The 17,133-nt window shown below is 66.1% G+C and carries 13 protein-coding genes; 10 read left to right on the top strand and 3 right to left on the bottom strand.

Annotation, left to right across the window (positions count from 1 at the left end):
• Window positions 1-30: 30 nt before the first annotated feature.
• The 10 genes from K3F49_RS12525 to K3F49_RS12480 all read left to right on the top strand — a co-directional run bounded on the left by K3F49_RS12525 (window position 31) and on the right by K3F49_RS12480 (window position 13,225).
• Complete coding sequence (locus K3F49_RS12525) at window positions 31-1,434, top strand: hypothetical protein (protein ID WP_234681219.1); 1,404 nt, start codon at window positions 31-33, stop codon at window positions 1,432-1,434.
• A gap of 99 nt (window positions 1,435-1,533) precedes the next feature.
• Complete coding sequence (locus K3F49_RS12520; RefSeq protein ID WP_234681435.1) at window positions 1,534-1,803, top strand: hypothetical protein; 270 nt, start codon at window positions 1,534-1,536, stop codon at window positions 1,801-1,803.
• A gap of 131 nt (window positions 1,804-1,934) precedes the next feature.
• Window positions 1,935-3,050, top strand: coding sequence for a c-type cytochrome biogenesis protein CcmI (ccmI, locus tag K3F49_RS12515; RefSeq protein WP_234681218.1), 1,116 nt, complete (start codon window positions 1,935-1,937; stop codon window positions 3,048-3,050).
• A 37-nt stretch (window positions 3,051-3,087) separates the two neighbouring features.
• Window positions 3,088-3,615, top strand: coding sequence for a cytochrome c maturation protein CcmE (ccmE, locus tag K3F49_RS12510; RefSeq protein WP_234681217.1), 528 nt, complete (start codon window positions 3,088-3,090; stop codon window positions 3,613-3,615).
• Complete coding sequence (locus tag K3F49_RS12505) at window positions 3,612-5,594, top strand: heme lyase CcmF/NrfE family subunit (RefSeq protein WP_234681216.1); 1,983 nt, start codon at window positions 3,612-3,614, stop codon at window positions 5,592-5,594. The genes ccmE and K3F49_RS12505 overlap by 4 nt, the downstream gene beginning before the upstream one ends.
• Window positions 5,595-5,598: 4 nt before the next feature.
• The gene (locus tag K3F49_RS12500) at window positions 5,599-6,078 is read left to right on the top strand and encodes a cytochrome c-type biogenesis protein (RefSeq protein WP_234681215.1); all 480 of its coding nucleotides are present in this window, start codon (window positions 5,599-5,601) and stop codon (window positions 6,076-6,078) included.
• A gap of 196 nt (window positions 6,079-6,274) precedes the next feature.
• The gene (locus K3F49_RS12495) at window positions 6,275-7,852 is read left to right on the top strand and encodes a Do family serine endopeptidase (protein WP_234681214.1); all 1,578 of its coding nucleotides are present in this window, start codon (window positions 6,275-6,277) and stop codon (window positions 7,850-7,852) included.
• Window positions 7,853-8,125: 273 nt separating this feature from the next.
• On the top strand, window positions 8,126-8,806 hold the full coding sequence (locus K3F49_RS12490) for a response regulator transcription factor (protein ID WP_234681213.1): 681 nt from the start codon (window positions 8,126-8,128) through the stop codon (window positions 8,804-8,806).
• Window positions 8,790-10,250 carry a sensor histidine kinase gene (locus tag K3F49_RS12485; protein ID WP_234681212.1) on the top strand — a complete coding sequence of 487 codons (1,461 nt, stop codon included), beginning with the start codon at window positions 8,790-8,792 and terminating at the stop codon, window positions 10,248-10,250. Before K3F49_RS12490 ends, K3F49_RS12485 begins: the two co-directional genes overlap by 17 nt.
• The gene (locus K3F49_RS12480) at window positions 10,247-13,225 is read left to right on the top strand and encodes a bifunctional [glutamine synthetase] adenylyltransferase/[glutamine synthetase]-adenylyl-L-tyrosine phosphorylase (RefSeq protein WP_234681211.1); all 2,979 of its coding nucleotides are present in this window, start codon (window positions 10,247-10,249) and stop codon (window positions 13,223-13,225) included. Before K3F49_RS12485 ends, K3F49_RS12480 begins: the two co-directional genes overlap by 4 nt.
• On the opposite strand, the gene K3F49_RS12475 is transcribed toward K3F49_RS12480, so the two are convergent.
• From K3F49_RS12475 to fdhF, 3 genes are read right to left on the bottom strand one after another with little or no spacing between them, the layout of a single operon-like run.
• Entirely contained in the window at window positions 13,191-13,430 is a 240-nt protein-coding gene (locus K3F49_RS12475; protein WP_234681210.1) for a formate dehydrogenase subunit delta, read from the bottom strand. The genes K3F49_RS12480 and K3F49_RS12475 overlap by 35 nt on opposite strands.
• Complete coding sequence (gene fdhD / locus K3F49_RS12470; protein WP_234681209.1) at window positions 13,414-14,247, bottom strand: formate dehydrogenase accessory sulfurtransferase FdhD; 834 nt, start codon at window positions 14,245-14,247, stop codon at window positions 13,414-13,416. The genes K3F49_RS12475 and fdhD overlap by 17 nt, the downstream gene beginning before the upstream one ends.
• A gap of 4 nt (window positions 14,248-14,251) precedes the next feature.
• Window positions 14,252-17,125: a formate dehydrogenase subunit alpha gene (gene fdhF / locus K3F49_RS12465; protein WP_234681208.1), complete on the bottom strand. Its 2,874-nt coding sequence runs from the start codon at window positions 17,123-17,125 to the stop codon at window positions 14,252-14,254.
• Window positions 17,126-17,133: the final 8 nt, after the last annotated feature.

Raw genomic sequence — 17,133 nt, 5'->3', positions numbered from 1 at the left:
CCGCCATTTTACCGTGCATTACCCGGGCGCATGAGCCAGACATCGATCGAGCGGCTGAGGGAATATCTCGCGCAGCTCCCGCCGCAGGCGCAGGCGCTGCTGATGCGGGAGTTCGAGCGTGCGCTCGAACGCGGCCAGGACACCGCCGTGGCGACCCTGGTGCTCGAGCAGCTGCGCAAGATCGTGCGAAAAACCGAGGCCGACGAAGCGCTGCCGCCGCGCACCGACGATCTGTCCCGGCTGCTGTTCCAGGTGGTGGAACCGTTCCTGGTCGAGGCCGGTGCCGCGGCCCGGGTCGGACAGATCCGCCGCTCCTCGCTGCATCCGATCTGGCAATGGCTCGGCCGCGACGGCGCCCCGGACAAGATCAACGAATTCGAGACGGCGCTGGCGCGCATGCCGGCGTCAGACAGCGCGCGGCAGGTCGAGGCGCTGGCGCTCAAGCTCCAGGCCGTGGCTGCGGGCGCCATCTTCGAGCTGACGGGGCCCGGCGGCGGCGACAAGTCGCGCGCGCTCGCCCGTGTCGGTCCGCCCAGCGTGATCGAGGACCTCTATGCGATCGGCGCGCTGCTCGCGGTTCGCGAGGCCATCGGCACGCTCAATGAGAAGCTGCCGCGGTTCCTGCGCACGTTCGGCGAGCCCCAGATCGCCGCGGTGTCCGCGGCCCTCAACATTCCCGTGCTCCAGACCCCGCAGATGCTGCCATTTGCGCTGACGGTGTTGGTCCAGCGCATGACCGCGCCGTGGCAGATCATTCGCCTCGCCATCAAGATCGCCGCGTCCGACGACGAAATCCGCGTCGCGGCGACGCCCTACGGCGTGGCTGTGACGATGGCCCTGCACGATTTGGCCCGCGTTGCCGCCAATTTGCGCATGGACATCAAGCGCGGCCATTTCGAGACCGTCGCCGACAATCTGAAAGCGCTGCATGACGGCGTCCGTGGCCTGCGCACCGAGCTCGACCTGCGCAATGATTCCGCCTGGGGCAAGCAGCTGACCTCGATCCGGGCCGATATCTCCAACGCGCTGCAGTCCGAGATCGACAGCGTTCCCGGCCGCGTCCGCCGTATCCTGCGCCAGCGCGCCGAGAAGGACATTCCGCCGGGCGCGCGGATCGACAGCACCGAAGTCGAGGAAACCGCGGCGCTGATCGATTTCGTCGCGACCTGCCGCAACTATGCCAGCGAGCTTGCGATCAACGAGGTGACGCTGCGCACCTATTCCGACCTGCAGCAATATGTCGAACGGTCGACCGAGCAACTGGTGCAGTCGCTGCGCGCCGCCGATCACAAGGTCCGCACCTACCGGCAGCAGCAGGTGCAGGCCGCGATCCGCTTCTGCCAGGTGCTGTTCGGCGACGATTACGCCTCGCTGATGAGCCGCGCCGCCGAGAATGCGGCCACGGGCGAGCGTAAATCGACGCGCGCAAGCTGATTCAAGCGCATCTTTTTGCGGTCACAATTTGTGGTTGACGCTGCCGGTCGTGGGCCCTACGGTCCCGTGCAGGCTTCTGGAATTGCTATCTGTGGGCGCATGAAACCTGTTATCAGCTCCATCGAAATTGAGAACCGCGTCATTGTTGCCAAATATCAAAGGCTGATGGTCGGCGCGAAGGTGGTGCTGGTCGAGAAGGCGAGCGGTCGGCAACTGCCCGAGACCGTCACCAGGGTCGCATCGCCCGTTCCAGTCGGGGCCTTGCGCATCAGATTGCCTGACGCAATCGAGCCGGGAACATACTTCCTGAGGGCCTTGAATGGGCACGGCGAGGACGCCGCTCAAAGCGCGGACTTCGAGATCGGCTAAGCCGTTGGATTTTCACCATTTCGGGACTGTGTGCGCTCGCGCCAAATTGACAATTGTCAATTGCCGCATCGTCCGGCCGTGGTGTAAAGCCAGCTACAGGCGCGGCTCGCGCGCTGCCGGAAGCTTGCCTGATGACGCTATGGTTCGTGTTCGCGCTGATGACGGTCGCGGCGATATTCGCCGTGCTCTGGCCGCTCGGCCGTGGCGCGCGCCCCGACAATCAAGGCAGCGAGGTCGCGGTCTACAAGGACCAGCTGGCTGAAATCGAGCGTGATCTCGCGGCGGGATTGATCGCGCTGCCTGAAGCCGAGGCGGCGCGCGTCGAGATCAGCCGCAGGCTGCTCGCCGCCGCCGGCAGCGAGTCTGCGCGCGTGCCGACATCCAGTCTGAGATGGCGCCGGGCGGCTGCCGTGCTGGCGCTGGTCGGCCTGCCGCTGGTGGCAGCCGCGATCTACGTTCCGCTCGGCTCGCCCGCGCTTCGCGACTTCCCACTGGCGCAGCGGGGGCGTGGGGCGGGATCCGGCACGGCGCAGTCGCTCGAGAACCTCGTCGTGCAGGTCCAGCAACATCTGGAAAAAAATCCGGCCGATGGCCGCGGCTGGAACGTGCTTGCGCCGGTGCTGGAGCGGCTTGGCCGCTTCGACGAGGCCGTGCGCGCCTATCGCAGCTCGATCACCTATAACGGCGAGAGCGCGGAGCGCCGCTCCGATCTCGGCGAGGCGATCACGGCCGCGGCCAGCGGCGTGGTGACGGCGGAAGCCAAGACCGAGTTCGAGCGCGCGCATGCGCTCAACGCCGACGATCCCAAGGCGAACTACTTCCTCGGGCTCGCTGCCGAACAGGACGGCCGCAAGGATGACGCGGCCAATATCTGGCGCGCGCTGCTGGCGAAGGCACCCGCCGATGCGCCGTGGCGGCCCCTGGTGCAGACCTCGCTCGCGCGGGTCGGCAGTGGCGGCGTGACGATGCCGGCGCTGTCCGACGAGACGATCGCAGCGTCCAAGGAGATGAACGACGGCGATCGCAACGCGATGATCCGCAGCATGGTCGAACGTCTCGCCACGCGGCTCAAGCAGAACGGCGACGATGTCGAGGGCTGGCTGCGTCTGGTGCGCGCCTATCTCGTGATGGGCGATCGCGACAAGGCGCAGGGCGCCTCGACCGATGCGCGCCAGGCGGTCGCCAAGGATTCCGAGCGGCTGCGCCAGCTCAACGAAGGCCTCAAGACTCTCGGGCTCGACGGATGACAGTCGCAGCACGAGACGAGCGGAGAACGGACACGCCATGACGCGCAAGCAGCGACGTATGACCATCATCGGCGGCTCGCTCGCCGTGCTCGCGCTCGCGGCCGCGCTGGTGCTCAATGCCTTGCGCGACTCCATCGTGTTCTTCTCGACCCCGACCATGGTGGCCGAAAACCATGTCCAGCCCGGCAAGCGTTTCCGCCTTGGCGGCCTGGTGCAGCCGGGCTCGCTCCAGCGCGGCGACAATCTCGCGGTGACGTTTGACGTGGCCGACGGGGGTGCCAAGCTGCCGGTCGCCTACAAGGGCATCCTGCCCGATCTCTTCCGCGAAGGGCAGGGCGTCGTCGCCGAAGGCGCGCTCGATGCCAACGGCGTGTTCAAGGCCGACACGGTGCTCGCCAAGCACGACGAGACCTACATGCCCAAGGACGTCGCCGATGCCCTGAAGAAGCAGGGGCACTGGAAGGACGATTACGGCGCCCAAGCTTCTGGTAACCCCAAGCCTTCTGATGGCCCCAAGCCTTCAGCGACGACGGCGCAGGGCAATTCGCAGGGAGCTGTGCGGTGATCGCGGAAGCCGGACATTACGCGCTGGTGCTGGCGCTCGCGCTGGCGCTGATCCAGTCCTTCGTGCCGCTGATCGGCGCGCGCCTGCGCGATCCCGCGCTCATGAACGTGGCGCGTTCCACCGCGCTGGCGCAGCTCCTGTTCGTCGGCGCGTCGTTCATCGCGCTTGTGACGTTGCACGTGAATTCGGATTTCTCCGTCGCCAATGTCTACGAGAACTCCCACTCCATGAAGCCACTGATCTACAAGATCACCGGGGTGTGGGGAAATCATGAAGGTTCGATGCTGTTGTGGGTGTCGATCCTGGCGCTGTTCGGCGGGCTCGTGGCCGCCTTCGGCAACAATCTGCCGCTGTCGCTGCGCGCGCATGTGCTCGCAGTTCAGGCCTGGATCGCGAGCGCGTTCTATCTCTTCATCCTGATCACCTCGAATCCGTTTCTGCGCATCGTCAATCCGCCGATCGAGGGGCGCGATCTCAATCCGGTGCTTCAGGACATCGGTCTCGCGGTGCATCCGCCGATGCTTTATCTCGGCTATGTCGGCTTCTCGATCTCGTTCTCCTTCGCGATCGCTGCGCTGATCGAGGGGCGGATCGATGCGGCCTGGGCGCGCTGGGTGCGGCCGTGGACGCTGATGGCGTGGATCTTCCTCACCCTCGGCATCGCCATGGGCTCCTATTGGGCCTATTACGAGCTCGGCTGGGGCGGCTGGTGGTTCTGGGATCCGGTCGAGAACGCCTCGCTGATGCCGTGGCTCGCCGGCACCGCGCTATTGCACTCCGCGCTGGTGATGGAGAAGCGCAATGCACTGAAGGTCTGGACCATCCTGCTCTCGATCCTGACTTTCTCGCTATCGCTGCTCGGCACTTTCCTGGTGCGCTCGGGTGTCATCACCTCCGTCCACGCATTCGCCAATGATCCGACCCGCGGCGTGTTCATCCTGCTGATCCTCTGCCTGTTCATCGGCGGCAGCCTATCGCTGTTTGCGGGGCGGGCGACCTCGTTGAAGCAGGGCGGCTTGTTCGCACCGATCTCGCGCGAGGGCGCGCTAGTGCTGAACAATCTGCTGCTGACGGTGGCCTGTGCCGTCGTGCTGTTCGGAACGCTCTATCCGCTGGCGATGGAAGTCCTCGCCGACTTCAAGATGTCGGTCGGCGCACCTTTCTACAATCTCACCTTCGTGCCGCTGTTCGCGCTGCTGCTGCTCGCCGTGCCGTTCGGGCCCATGCTGGCGTGGAAACGCGGCGATCTGCTCGGCGTCACCCAGCGGCTGCTTGCGGCCGGCGTCGCCGGTCTTGTGGTGATCGCCATTGTCTGGGGCTGGACGCGTGGCGGCAGTGCACTGGCGCCATTGGCCATCGGGCTTGGGGTCTTCGTCATCGCTGGCGCCGTGACCGACATGGCCGAACGGACGGGCCTGTTTCGCCTGCCGTTCATGACCACGCTGCACCGTGCTCGCGGCCTGCCGCGCTCGGCCTGGGGTACTGCCTTTGCGCATGCCGGTCTCGGTGTCGCGCTGATCGGGATCGTCTGCGAGACCACCTGGAACAGCGAATATATCGCGACCATGAAGCCGAACGACGTTGCGCAGGTCGCCGGATATGAGCTGAAGCTCGACGGTCTGCTCGAGCGCCAGGGGCCGAACTACCGCGAGATGATCGCCCAGTTCAACGTCAGTCGGGACGGCGATATGCTCAGCGTGATGACGCCGTCGAAGCGCAGTTTTACCACGCGCGGCTCCTCCACCACCGAAGCTGCGCTTTTGACCCGCGGCGCCAGCCAGCTCTACATCTCGCTCGGCGACGCCACCGCCGAGGGCGCGATCGCCGTGCGCATCTATCACAAGCCGCTGGTGCTCATGATCTGGTGGGGGCCCGTGCTGATGGCGTTCGGCGGCGTGCTGTCGCTATCCGACCGGCGCCTGCGGGTCGGTGCGCCGAAGCCGGCGCGGGCCAAGCAGCGCCTGCAACCGGCGGAGTGACGGGATGCGCCGGATGATGGCCGCGCTCGTCGCGCTCGTGCTGCTGGCCGCTCCGGCGGCCTACGCTGTGCAGCCTGACGAGATCATGTCTGATCCGGTCAAGGAGGCCCGCGCACGCGACTTGTCGCGCGAGCTGCGTTGCATGGTCTGCCAGAACCAGTCGATCGACGATTCCGATGCGCCGCTCGCGCGCGATCTGCGTCTTCTCGTGCGCGAGCGGATCGCGGCCGGCGACAGCAATTCGCAGGTGCTCGACTTCCTGGTCGCCCGTTACGGCGAGTTCGTGCTGCTGAAGCCGCGCTTCGAACGGCAGACCTTGCTGTTGTGGCTGCTCGCGCCGCTGCTGCTGGCCGGCGGTGGCTTTGCGCTGTGGCGGCAAAACCGACGCCGTGCGCAGACGGGTGTAGATGTGCCGCCGCCGCTGACGCAGGACGAACAGGCGCGGCTCGCGGCGTTGATGTCGGACGACGCCACGTCGCGATAGCCCGTCCCCGGAACCGCGTTAAGTTCCTGTGAGACCGCGACTTTTGGCCTGCGATAAACTGCCGCATCGCGGACCATCCTTCATTACAAAAGTTTAACCCCGCAGCCAGCGCGCGGTAAGGCGGCAGCCCCCATCTTCAGCTCCGTAAGGTGTCGCTATCGCGCGCCAAATGGATTTCAAGGCCCTGGAGACCTGCATGACCGATCGTCCCGACCTCACCAACCTTCCGTCCTACCGGCAGCCTCGCCGTTCGGTGTTTTCCGCCCGCCGGATCGCGCTGATGGCCTCCGTCGTCGCCGGCCTCGGCATCGCCGTCCATGGCTTCAGCCCGTCGACGTCGCCCGCCGACCTGTTCTCCAGTCCGGCGCACGCCCAGGTCAACAACGAGGTCAAGAAGGTCGAACGTCCGATCGGTTTCGCCGACATCGTCGAACGCGTGAAGCCCTCGGTGATCTCGGTGAAGGTCAACATCAAGGAGAAGACCGCGAGCAATGACGACGGCGATGATTCCGCCTCGCCGTTCCAGCCGGGCTCGCCGATGGAACGCTTCTTCCGCCGCTTCGGCGGTCCGGATGGTTTCCCGGGCCAAAAGGGTGGCCGTGGCCGCGTCGTGCAGGGCCAGGGCTCCGGCTTCTTCATCTCGGCGGACGGCTTTGCCGTGACCAACAACCACGTGGTTGACGGCGCAGACAAGGTCGAGGTCACCACCGACGACGGCAAGACCTACAGCGCCAAGGTGATCGGCACCGACCAGCGCACCGATCTCGCGCTGATCAAGGTCGAGGGCGGCTCGAACTTCCCGTTCGCCAAGCTCGCCGACGGCAAGCCGCGCATCGGTGACTGGGTGCTCGCGGTCGGCAATCCCTTCGGCCTCGGCGGCACCGTGACCGCCGGCATCGTATCGGCCAGCGGCCGTGACATCGGCAATGGTCCCTATGACGATTTCATCCAGATCGACGCGCCCGTGAACAAGGGCAATTCCGGCGGTCCGGCCTTCGACACCAACGGCGAAGTGATGGGCGTCAACACCGCGATCTACTCGCCCTCCGGCGGCAGCGTCGGCATCGCATTCTCGATTCCCGCGAGCACCGTGAAGAGCGTGGTGGCGCAGCTCAAGGACAAGGGTTCGGTCAGCCGCGGTTGGATCGGCGTGCAGATTCAGCCTGTCACCTCGGACATCGCCGACAGCCTCGGCATGAAGAAGGCCGAAGGTGCACTGGTGGCGGAGCCGCAGGCGAATGGTCCGGCGGCCAAGGCCGGCATCGAGTCCGGTGACGTGATCACGTCGGTCAACGGCGAATCCGTCAAGGACGCCCGCGAGCTCGCCCGTACCATCGGCGGCTTGGCGCCCGGCGCCACCGTGAAGCTCAATGTGCTGCACAAGGGCCAGGACAAGGTCTTGAACCTCACCCTGGGCCAGCTGCCGAACAGGGTCGAGGCCAAGGCCGACACCGATAACGACAGCGGCAAGGGCGCGAGCAAGGGTACCGACGTGCCGAAGCTCGGCATGACGGTTGCGCCTGCCAATTCCGTGGCCGGCGCCGGCAAGGACGGCGTCGTGGTTACCGAAGTCGATCCGAAGAGCGCAGCCGCCGAACGCGGCTTCAAGGAAGGCGACGTGATTCTCGAAGTCGGCGGCAAGAGCGTGAGCACCGCCGGCGACGTCCGCGACGCCATCAACACGGCGCGGACAGACAACAAGAACAGCGTCCTGATGCGCGTGAAGAGCGGCGGCCAGTCGCGCTTCGTCGCGGTGCCCATCGCCAAGGGCTGAGCCTCGGGATGTTGACGAGATGAAGGGTGTCGCCGGCATCAGTCGCCCCCGCCGCCGGCACTCTTCCGGGGGAGCAGCGCAAGTTTGCTCCCCACGCCTACCTTCCGGTGGAATTACGCCCCCCTCCGTCGGAAGGCCTAGGGCGGTGAGGTCCCCCCAGCTTCACCGCCCGCCTTTTTGCCTAGCCAAGTCCCGTTCGCTTGGCTTGCATGCGATTGCTGCTCGCGCCATGTTCAGAGAAGGTTGACCTCCTTGACCGCCGCCGAACGCACAATGCGCCTCCTCATCATCGAAGACGACCGCGAATCCGCCGACTATCTCGTGAAGGCGTTTCGCGAGGTCGGACACATTGCCGACCACGCCGGCGACGGCGAGGAGGGCCTCGCCATGGCCGAGAACGGCGACTACGACGTGCTGGTGGTCGACCGCATGCTGCCCAAGCGCGACGGGCTGTCGCTGATCGGCTCGCTGCGCGACAAGGCCGATACGACGCCGGTGCTGATTCTTTCCGCGCTGGGGCAGGTCGACGATCGCATCAAGGGTCTGCGCGCCGGGGGCGACGACTATCTGCCAAAGCCCTATTCCTTCGCCGAGCTGCTCGCCCGCGTCGAGGTGCTGTCGCGCCGCCGCGGCGGACCTGCCGAGGACACGCTCTACCGTGTCGGCGATCTCGAGCTCGACCGGCTCTCTCACCGCGTCGCCCGCGGCAAGGACGAGCTGACGCTGCAGCCGCGCGAATTCCGCCTGCTCGAATATTTGATGAAGCATGCCGGCCAGGTGGTGACGCGCACCATGCTGCTGGAGAACGTCTGGGACTATCATTTCGATCCACAGACCAACGTGATCGACGTGCACATTTCGCGGCTGCGCTCCAAGATCGACAAGGGCTTCGAGCGGCCGCTGCTGCACACGATCCGCGGCGCCGGGTACATGATCCGTGACGGCATTCGGTAAACTCGTCCGCACCACGGCATTCCGGCTGACGCTGGTCTACCTGTTCCTGTTTGCGATTTTCGCGGCCTCGCTGCTCGGCTATTTCGCCTGGAACACGCGCCGGCTGATCACCGAGGAGATCACGCAGACGGTCAATGCCGAGACTTCGGAGATCAACGACATCTACGCCCGCCGCGGCATGTTCTACCTCGTGCGCGCGATCGAGTATCGCGCGCTGCGCCCGGGCGCCAATCTTTACCTCGTGACCACGCCGACCGGACAGGCGGTTGCCGGCAATGTCGGCTCGCTGGCGCCGGGCGTGATGGCGACGCGCGGCTGGACGGAGACCGCCTACCGGCGCCTCGAGGACGCGGACGAGCGCGACCATCGCGCGCTGGTGCGCGTCACCGAGTTGGAGAATGGTTTCCGCCTCCTGATCGGCCGCGACCTCGCCGAGCGGCGGCGCTTGTTCGGCATCGTCGCCAAGGCCGCGCAATGGTCGATCCTGATCGTGGTGGTGCTCGGCCTCGGTGGCGGCGTCTTCGTCGCGCGCAGGGTGCTGACGCGCATCGATGCCATGACTGGCACGGCCCAGCGCATCATGACCGGTGATCTCAGCGGCCGCCTGCCGGTGGGACGCAGCGGCGACGAGCTCGACCGCCTCGCCGAAAACCTCAACGCCATGCTGGAGCGGATCGAGGCGCTGATGGTGGGGCTCAAGGAAGTTTCCGACAACATCGCCCACGACCTCAAGACGCCGCTGACGCGCCTGCGCAACCGCGCCGAGGAGGCGCTGGCAAAGTCGGGCTGCGAGGCCGATTACCGCGCCGCGCTGGAACGCACCATCGAGGAATCCGATGGGCTGATCCGCACCTTCAACGCGCTGCTGATGATCGCGCGCGCGGAGTCCGGCCAGGCGCGCGGCAACATGGATGATTTCGACGCGGCCGATGTCGCGGGCGGCATTCACGAGCTCTACGAGCCGCTGGCCGAAGACGACGGCATGACGTTGAAGGTGAAGACGCAAGCCGCGCCCATCCACGGCAATCGCGAATTGATCAGCCAGGCGCTCGCCAATCTCGTCGAGAACGCGATCAAATACGGCAAGCCGGCGGCGCAGTCGGCGGGAACCGTGGTCAGCATGGACGCCCGTCAGATCACGATCGAGGCGAAGCGGGAGGGCGACCAAGTGCTGCTGAGCGTCACCGACCGCGGCCCCGGCATCCCCGAGTCCGATCGCAAGCACGTGGTCGAGCGGTTCGTCCGGCTGGAGGCCAGCCGCACCATGCCGGGCTCCGGCCTCGGCCTCAGCCTCGCATCCGCCGTCGCCACATTGCATGGCGGTGAATTGCGGCTGGGCGATGCCCAGCCCGGTCTCGTCGCCACGCTGCTGCTGCCGGCGCGCGCGGGGGCCGGCGACAGGGTTGCTCCGCCAATACCGGATGTGCCACAGAAGGTGGCATGAACCACTCCGCGCCGGGAAACGCGGACAAGCATGGTGAGAGCCTGGCCGCCCGCTTCGCGGAGGCTCCCCATATTGCCGCTTCCACAACCGACCAACGACGTTTCGAAACCTGGCTGGCCGCGCTCGAGCCGGCACAGTCGGCCCGTCTGGAAGGCTTGCTGGTCCATCCTTTTGCCCGGGACATTCTCGCCGGGATCGTAGAATTCTCGCCTTATTTGTTCGATCTGGTGCGCGCCGATCCGCTGCGCCTGATCCGGCTGCTCGAGTGCGAGCCGGATGCGCATCTCGCTGCGCTGATCGCAGAGGCGAGGGGCGCAGTGCTTGCTGCCCCCGATGAAGCCGAGGTGATGCGGCTGCTTCGTCGCATGAAGGCGGAGGCCGCGCTGCTGATCGCACTGTGTGACATCGGCGGGGTCTGGCCGGTGATGCGGGTGACTGCGGCGCTGACCGATCTCGCGGTGTCCTCGGTGCAGGCGGCGCTGCAGTACCTGCTGCGACAGGAAGCCGCACGCGGCAAGCTCGCGCCGCCCGATCCCGAGGCGCCGGAAGTCGGCTGCGGCCTGATCGTGCTCGCGATGGGCAAGATGGGCGCAGGCGAGCTGAACTATTCCAGCGACATCGATCTCATCGTGTTTTTCGACCCCGATGCGACGACGCTGGCACCGGACATCGAGCCGCAGCCATTCTTCGTCCGGGTGACGCAAGGCATGGCGCGCATCCTCCAGCAGCGCACCTATGACGGCTACGTGTTCCGCGTCGACCTGCGGCTGCGGCCCGATCCGTCGTCGACGCAGGTCGCGATCTCGCGCGACGCCGCGCTGAACTATTACGAGCGGGAAGGGCGCACCTGGGAGCGTGCCGCGATGATCAAGGCGCGTGCTTGCGCGGGCGATGCCGGCGCAGGCGAGGCGCTGCTGGCTGAGATCGCGCCCTTCGTCTGGCGCAAGCATCTCGACTTCGCCGCACTTGCCGACGTGCACGACATGAAGCGGCAGATGCAGACCTATCGCGGCCAGAGCGAGATCTCGGTCGAGGGCCACAATGTCAAGGTCGGTCGTGGCGGCATCCGCGAGATCGAATTCTTTGCCCAGACCCAGCAGCTGATCGCCGGCGGCCGGCATCCGGAATTGCGGGTGCGGCCGACGCTTGCGGCGCTGAACAACCTTGCGTCCAGCAACTGGATCACGTCCGCGGCGCGCGACGAGCTGACCACCGCGTATGAATTCCTGCGCCGGGTCGAGCACCGTCTCCAGATGATCGCCGACGAGCAGACCCACGCGTTGCCGGAGGACAAGGAGGCGGTGGAGCGCTTCGCCTGGTTCTTCGGCTATGACAGCCGCGAGAGTTTCGCGCGCGACCTGTTGCGCCAGCTCGAGATCGTTCAGGGGCACTACGAAAAACTGTTCGAGGGCGATGATCCGACCGGAACGGCAAGTCTGCCGGCACTCGACTACAGTGCGGGTCCTCATGATCCGCGCCTGCTGCAATATCTGACCACGCTCGGCTTCAAGAAGCCGGCCGCCCTTGCGCAGACCGTCCGCGACTGGCTCACCGGCGACTACCGCGTGTTCCGCAACGAGCAGACACGAAACGCCTTCGTCGAGTTCGTGCCGGCCTTGATCGACGGCCTCGCACGTGCCGAGGAGCCGGATCGCGCTGTCGTGGCGTTCGATCAATTCCTTGCAGCGCTCCAGCGCGGCGGCCGGCTGATCACGCTGCTTGGCCAGAACCGCGATCTCGTCGCGCTCGTGGCGCTCGTGCTTGGCGCTGCGCCCCGGCTCGGCGAGATGCTGGCGCGGCAGCCGCAGCTGATGGACGGCCTGATCGATCCGCGCTTCTTCGGCGCGATGCCGCAAAAGCAGGAATTGTCGGCACGGCTTGCAACCACGGTGCAGGACGCCGGCTCCTATGAGGAGTTCCTGGACCGCCTGCGCCTGTTCGGGCAGGAGAGCCTGTTCCTGATCGGTACGCGCATCCTCTCCGGCACCGTCTCGGCGCAGCAGGCGAGCACGGCCTTTGCAGACGTCGCCGAGGGCATCGTCCACACCGTGCACGGCCTCGTCGCCGATCGCTTTGCCGCCCAGCACGGGCGGATCAAGGGGCAGGAGACCGCCATCATCGCGATGGGCCGGCTCGGCAGCCGCGAGATGACGGCATCTTCGGATCTCGATCTGATCCTGCTCTACGATTTCGACGGCGACAATCCGGACTCCGATGGCGAGAAGTCACTGCAGGGCGCGCATTACTTCGCCCGCCTCACCCAGCGCCTGATCAGCGCCTTCACCACCCGCACCAATTACGGTGTGCTCTACGAGATCGACATGCGGCTGCGTCCTTCGGGCCGCGCCGGCCCGGTCGCATCAAGCCTTGTCTCCTTCGCGGACTATCAGGCCAACGAGGCCTGGACCTGGGAGCACATGGCGTTGACGCGCGCACGCGTGGTCTCGGCATCGCCGGAATTCACCGCGCGGATCGAAAGCATCATCCGCGAGGTCCTGACCCGACGGCGCGACCCCTCGATCACCGCCAATGACGTCGCCGACATGCGCCGCGCGATCGCGCAGGAGAAGGGGGAGACCGACTATTGGGACTTGAAGTACGCCTCAGGCGGCATGGTCGACATCGATTTCATCGCGCAATATCTCCAGCTCGTTCATGCCCATGACAAGCCGGAGATTCTCGATGTCGGCACGGTGCAGGTGCTGGACAACGCAGCCAGACTAGGCGTGCTGCCGCACTCGGAGGCGGAGATCCTGCGCGCCGCGGCGCGGCTCTATCACGATTTGACCCAGATCCTCCGGCTCTGCGTCAGCGACGGCTTCAAGCCGGAGACGGCGGGTACTGATCTTCAGCGTGTGATGGCGCGCGCCGGCGATGCGCCGGATTTCTCGTCGCTGGAGGCGCGCGTGAAGGAGACGCAGGGCGAGGTGCGGCGCGTGTTCAGTGCGCTGCTGGAAGGGAAGTCGTCTGCCTGAGCGAGGTGAGGGCTTCGAGCACGTTCGGCTCGAGGCCAGTGCCGCCGGCATCGAGATGCGCGAAGATCGCGCGCTTCATCCGGGGATCCCAGAACTTCTTGATGTGGTCGGCGATCCCCGGCACGGCCTTGTCGTGGCCCTGGCTGCGGAAAAATGTGCCGATCTGGTTGGCCATGTAGACGAGGCGGTCAGCAGGCGACGACATTGACAATCTCCTGAGCACAGTCCGCCGAGACGCGGCCCTGGTGCGTGAACACTTCAAACCCGTCGCTGCGGGCAATTGCAATCAGCGTGATGCCGGCGGCGGCGGCGGTGCGCACCGCGAGCGCGGTGGGCGCGGAGACCGCGACCATCACAGGCGCGCCGATGGCGGCGGTCTTCTGCACCATCTCGACCGAGACGCGGCTCGTCAGCAGCACCATGCCGCCCGCGGCATCCGTCCGGCTGCGCGCCAGCGAACCTGCGAGCTTGTCGAGCGCGTTGTGGCGGCCGACGTCTTCGCGAAGGGCCACGACGCCGTTCGATGGCGACCAGAAGGCCGCGGCGTGGACCGCGCGGGTCTGCATGTTGATCGCTTGCAGGGGAGCGATCGCCTGCATCGCGATCATGATCTCATGCGGCGTGAAGGTCTGCCCTTGCAGCACGACGGCCGCGGGCCGTATGGCTTCGGCGATCGAGTCGATGCCGCAGATGCCGCAGCCGGTGGGACCGGCGATATGGCGGCGGCGCTCGCTGATGCGTGCGGCGTTCTCCTGCTCCAGCCACATGCGCAGCTCGATGCCGTCGTCGAGGCGGACCACATCGAGCGACTTGATGTCATCGACCGATTTGATGATGCCTTCGTCCAGGCTGAAGCCGACGGCGAAATCTTCCAGGTTCTGCGGCGTCCCCATCATGACGGCATAGGTGCCGCCATTGTAGGTCAGCGCCAGCGGCGTCTCCTCCGGGATCAGCCGCGTGCCCTCGGACGCGACACCGTCGCGCCAGATTTCGCGGTCGATGGCCTGGACCGGGACGTGCATGCGGTTACTCCGCGGCTTCGGCCGGCGCAATGCGGCGGGAGTGCCGTGCCTGCTCGTCATAGGACTTCTGCCAGTCGGACGGGCCGTTCGACGGCGAGATCTGCACCGCCGTGACCTTGTATTCGGGGCAGTTGGTGGCCCAGTCCGAATAGTCCGTCGTAATCACGTTGGCCTGCGTGTCCGGGTGATGGAAGGTGGTGTAGACGACGCCCGGCGACACCCGGTCGGTGATCTCCGCGCGCAGCGTGGTCTCGCCGGCACGGCTCTGCAGCCGCACCCAGTCGCCGTCGCGCACGCCGCGCAGCTCGGCGTCGTGCGGATGAATCTCCAGCCGGTCCTCGGCGTGCCAGACCACGTTCTCGGTGCGCCTTGTCTGCGCGCCGACATTGTACTGGCTGAGGATGCGTCCGGTCGTGAGCAGCAGCGGGAAGCGGGGGCCGGTGCGCTCGTCGGTCGCGACATATTCGGTGACGATGAACTTGCCCTTGCCGCGGACGAAGCCGTCGATATGCATCACCGGCGTGCCCTCCGGCGCCTTCTCGTTGCAGGGCCACTGCACCGAACCAAGCTCTTCCAGCTTGGCGTAGGAGACGCCGGCAAAGGTCGGTGTCAGCGCGGCGATCTCGTCCATGATCTCGGAAGGATGGCGGTAGTTCATCTCGAAGCCCATCGCCTTGGCGAGCGCGATGGTGACTTCCCAGTCGGCCATGCCGTTCTTCGGCGACATCACCTTGCGAACGCGCTGGATGCGGCGCTCGGCGTTGGTGAATGTGCCGTCCTTCTCGAGGAAGCTCGAGCCGGGCAAGAAGACATGGGCGTAGTTCGCGGTCTCGTTGAGGAAGAGGTCGTGGACGATGACGCATTCCATCGCCGACAGCGCCGCCACCACATGCTTGGTGTTGGGATCGGATTGCAGGATGTCTTCGCCCTGCACATAGAGCCCCATGAACGTGCCTTCGATCGCGGCATCGAACATGTTGGGAATGCGCAGGCCAGGCTCCGGGTTGAGCTTGACGTCCCACATCGCCTCGAACTGCTCGCGCACGGCATCGCCCGCGATGTGGCGGTAACCGGGCAACTCGTGCGGGAACGAGCCCATGTCGCAGGAGCCCTGCACGTTGTTCTGGCCGCGCAGCGGGTTCACCCCGACGCCGGGACGGCCGATATTGCCAGTCGCCATCGCGAGGTTCGCGATTGCGATTACCGTGGTCGAGCCCTGGCTGTGCTCGGTGACGCCGAGGCCGTAATAGATCGCGCCGTTGCCGCCGGTGGCGTAGACGCGCGCCGCTTCGCGCAACGTCTGCGGATCGACGCCGGTCAGGATGGCGGTTGCTTCGGGGCTGTGCTTGGGCTGGGCGACGAAGGCGGCCCATTCCTCGAACTCGCTCCAGTCGCAGCGCTCGCGCACGAAGGCTTCGTTGACGAGACCTTCGGTGACGATGACATGCGCGAGCGCGGTCACGACCGCGACGTTGGTACCGGGCAGCAGCGGCAGATGCAGCGCCTTCACGTGCGGCGATTCCACCATCTCGGTGCGGCGCGGATCGACCACGATCAGCTTCGCGCCCTGGCGCAGCCGCTTCTTCAGGCGGGAGGCGAAGACGGGGTGAGCCGAGGCCGGGTTGGCGCCGATGATCATGGCGACGTCGGTATTCTCGACCGAGTCGAAGTCCTGCGTTCCGGCGGAGGTGCCGAAGGTGACCGAAAGACCGTAGCCGGTCGGGGAGTGGCAGACGCGGGCGCAGGTGTCGACATTGTTGTTGCCGAAGCCGGCGCGGATCAGCTTCTGCACCAGATAGGTTTCTTCGTTGGTGCAACGGGACGAGGTGATGCCGCCGATGGCGTCACGGCCGTATTTCTTCTGGATGCCGCGCATCCTGGCCGCGGCGAACGAGAACGCCTCGTCCCAGGACACTTCGCGCCAGGGGTCTTCGATCCGCTCGCGGATCATCGGATTGAGGATGCGCTCCTTGTGGTTGGTGTAGCCCCAGGCGAAGCGGCCCTTGACGCAGGAATGGCCACGATTGGCCTTGCCGTCCTTGTACGGCACCATGCGGACGACTTCCTCGCCGCGCATTTCGGCCTTGAAGGTGCAGCCGACGCCGCAATAGGCGCAGGTGGTGACAACCGAGTGCTCGGGCTGGCCGATCTCGATCACGGACTTTTCCGTCAGCGTCGCGGTCGGGCAGGCCTGCACGCAGGCGCCGCAGGAGACGCATTCGGAGCCGAGAAAACTCTCGCTCATGCCGGGTGAGACGCGGCTGTCGAAGCCGCGGCCGGAGATCGTCAGTGCGAAGGTGCCTTGCACTTCCTCGCAGGCGCGGACGCAGCGCGAGCAGACGATGCACTTGGAGGGATCGTAGGTGAAGTAGGGGTTGGATTCGTCCTTCGGCATCCAGGCGGCGTTGATCTCGCCGTGGGATTTGGCGAAGACATGGTTCTCGCCCTCATAGCCGTAGCGCACGTCGCGCAGGCCCACGGCGCCGGCCATGTCCTGCAATTCGCAATCGCCGTTGGCGCCGCAGGTGAGGCAGTCGAGCGGATGGTCGGAGATGTAGAGCTCCATCACGCCCTTGCGCAGCTTCTTCAGCCGCTCGCTCTGGGTGTGGACGACCAGACCGTTCATCACCGGCGTGGTGCAGGAGGCCGGCGTGCCGGCGCGGCCCTCGATCTCGACGACGCAGAGACGGCAGGAGCCGAATGCATCGACCATGTCGGTCGCGCAAAGCTTCGGGATCTGGTGGCCGGCATCCATCGCGGCGCGCATGATCGAAGTACCCTCGGGCACCGTGACCTCATTGCCGTCGATGGTCAGCGTCACCATCGTTTCCGATTTGGAGCGCGGCGTGCCGTAGTCGATTTCTTCGATCAGAGACATCGTTGTTC

The sequence above is a fragment of the Bradyrhizobium monzae genome (assembly GCF_021458635.1).
GTDB lineage: Bacteria > Pseudomonadota > Alphaproteobacteria > Rhizobiales > Xanthobacteraceae > Bradyrhizobium.
This window is presented reverse-complemented; position numbering and strand designations above follow the sequence as displayed.

Coding starts and splice junctions, on each gene's coding strand:
- K3F49_RS12480 (WP_234681211.1), top strand. CDS start 10,247: ATGAACCACTCCGCGCCGGGAAACGCGGACAAGCATGGTGAGAGCCTG.
- K3F49_RS12495 (WP_234681214.1), top strand. CDS start 6,275: ATGACCGATCGTCCCGACCTCACCAACCTTCCGTCCTACCGGCAGCCT.
- fdhD (WP_234681209.1), bottom strand. CDS start 14,247: ATGCACGTCCCGGTCCAGGCCATCGACCGCGAAATCTGGCGCGACGGT.
- K3F49_RS12475 (WP_234681210.1), bottom strand. CDS start 13,430: ATGTCGTCGCCTGCTGACCGCCTCGTCTACATGGCCAACCAGATCGGC.
- fdhF (WP_234681208.1), bottom strand. CDS start 17,125: ATGTCTCTGATCGAAGAAATCGACTACGGCACGCCGCGCTCCAAATCG.
- K3F49_RS12490 (WP_234681213.1), top strand. CDS start 8,126: ATGCGCCTCCTCATCATCGAAGACGACCGCGAATCCGCCGACTATCTC.
- K3F49_RS12525 (WP_234681219.1), top strand. CDS start 31: ATGAGCCAGACATCGATCGAGCGGCTGAGGGAATATCTCGCGCAGCTC.
- K3F49_RS12500 (WP_234681215.1), top strand. CDS start 5,599: ATGCGCCGGATGATGGCCGCGCTCGTCGCGCTCGTGCTGCTGGCCGCT.
- ccmE (WP_234681217.1), top strand. CDS start 3,088: ATGACGCGCAAGCAGCGACGTATGACCATCATCGGCGGCTCGCTCGCC.
- ccmI (WP_234681218.1), top strand. CDS start 1,935: ATGACGCTATGGTTCGTGTTCGCGCTGATGACGGTCGCGGCGATATTC.
- K3F49_RS12520 (WP_234681435.1), top strand. CDS start 1,534: ATGAAACCTGTTATCAGCTCCATCGAAATTGAGAACCGCGTCATTGTT.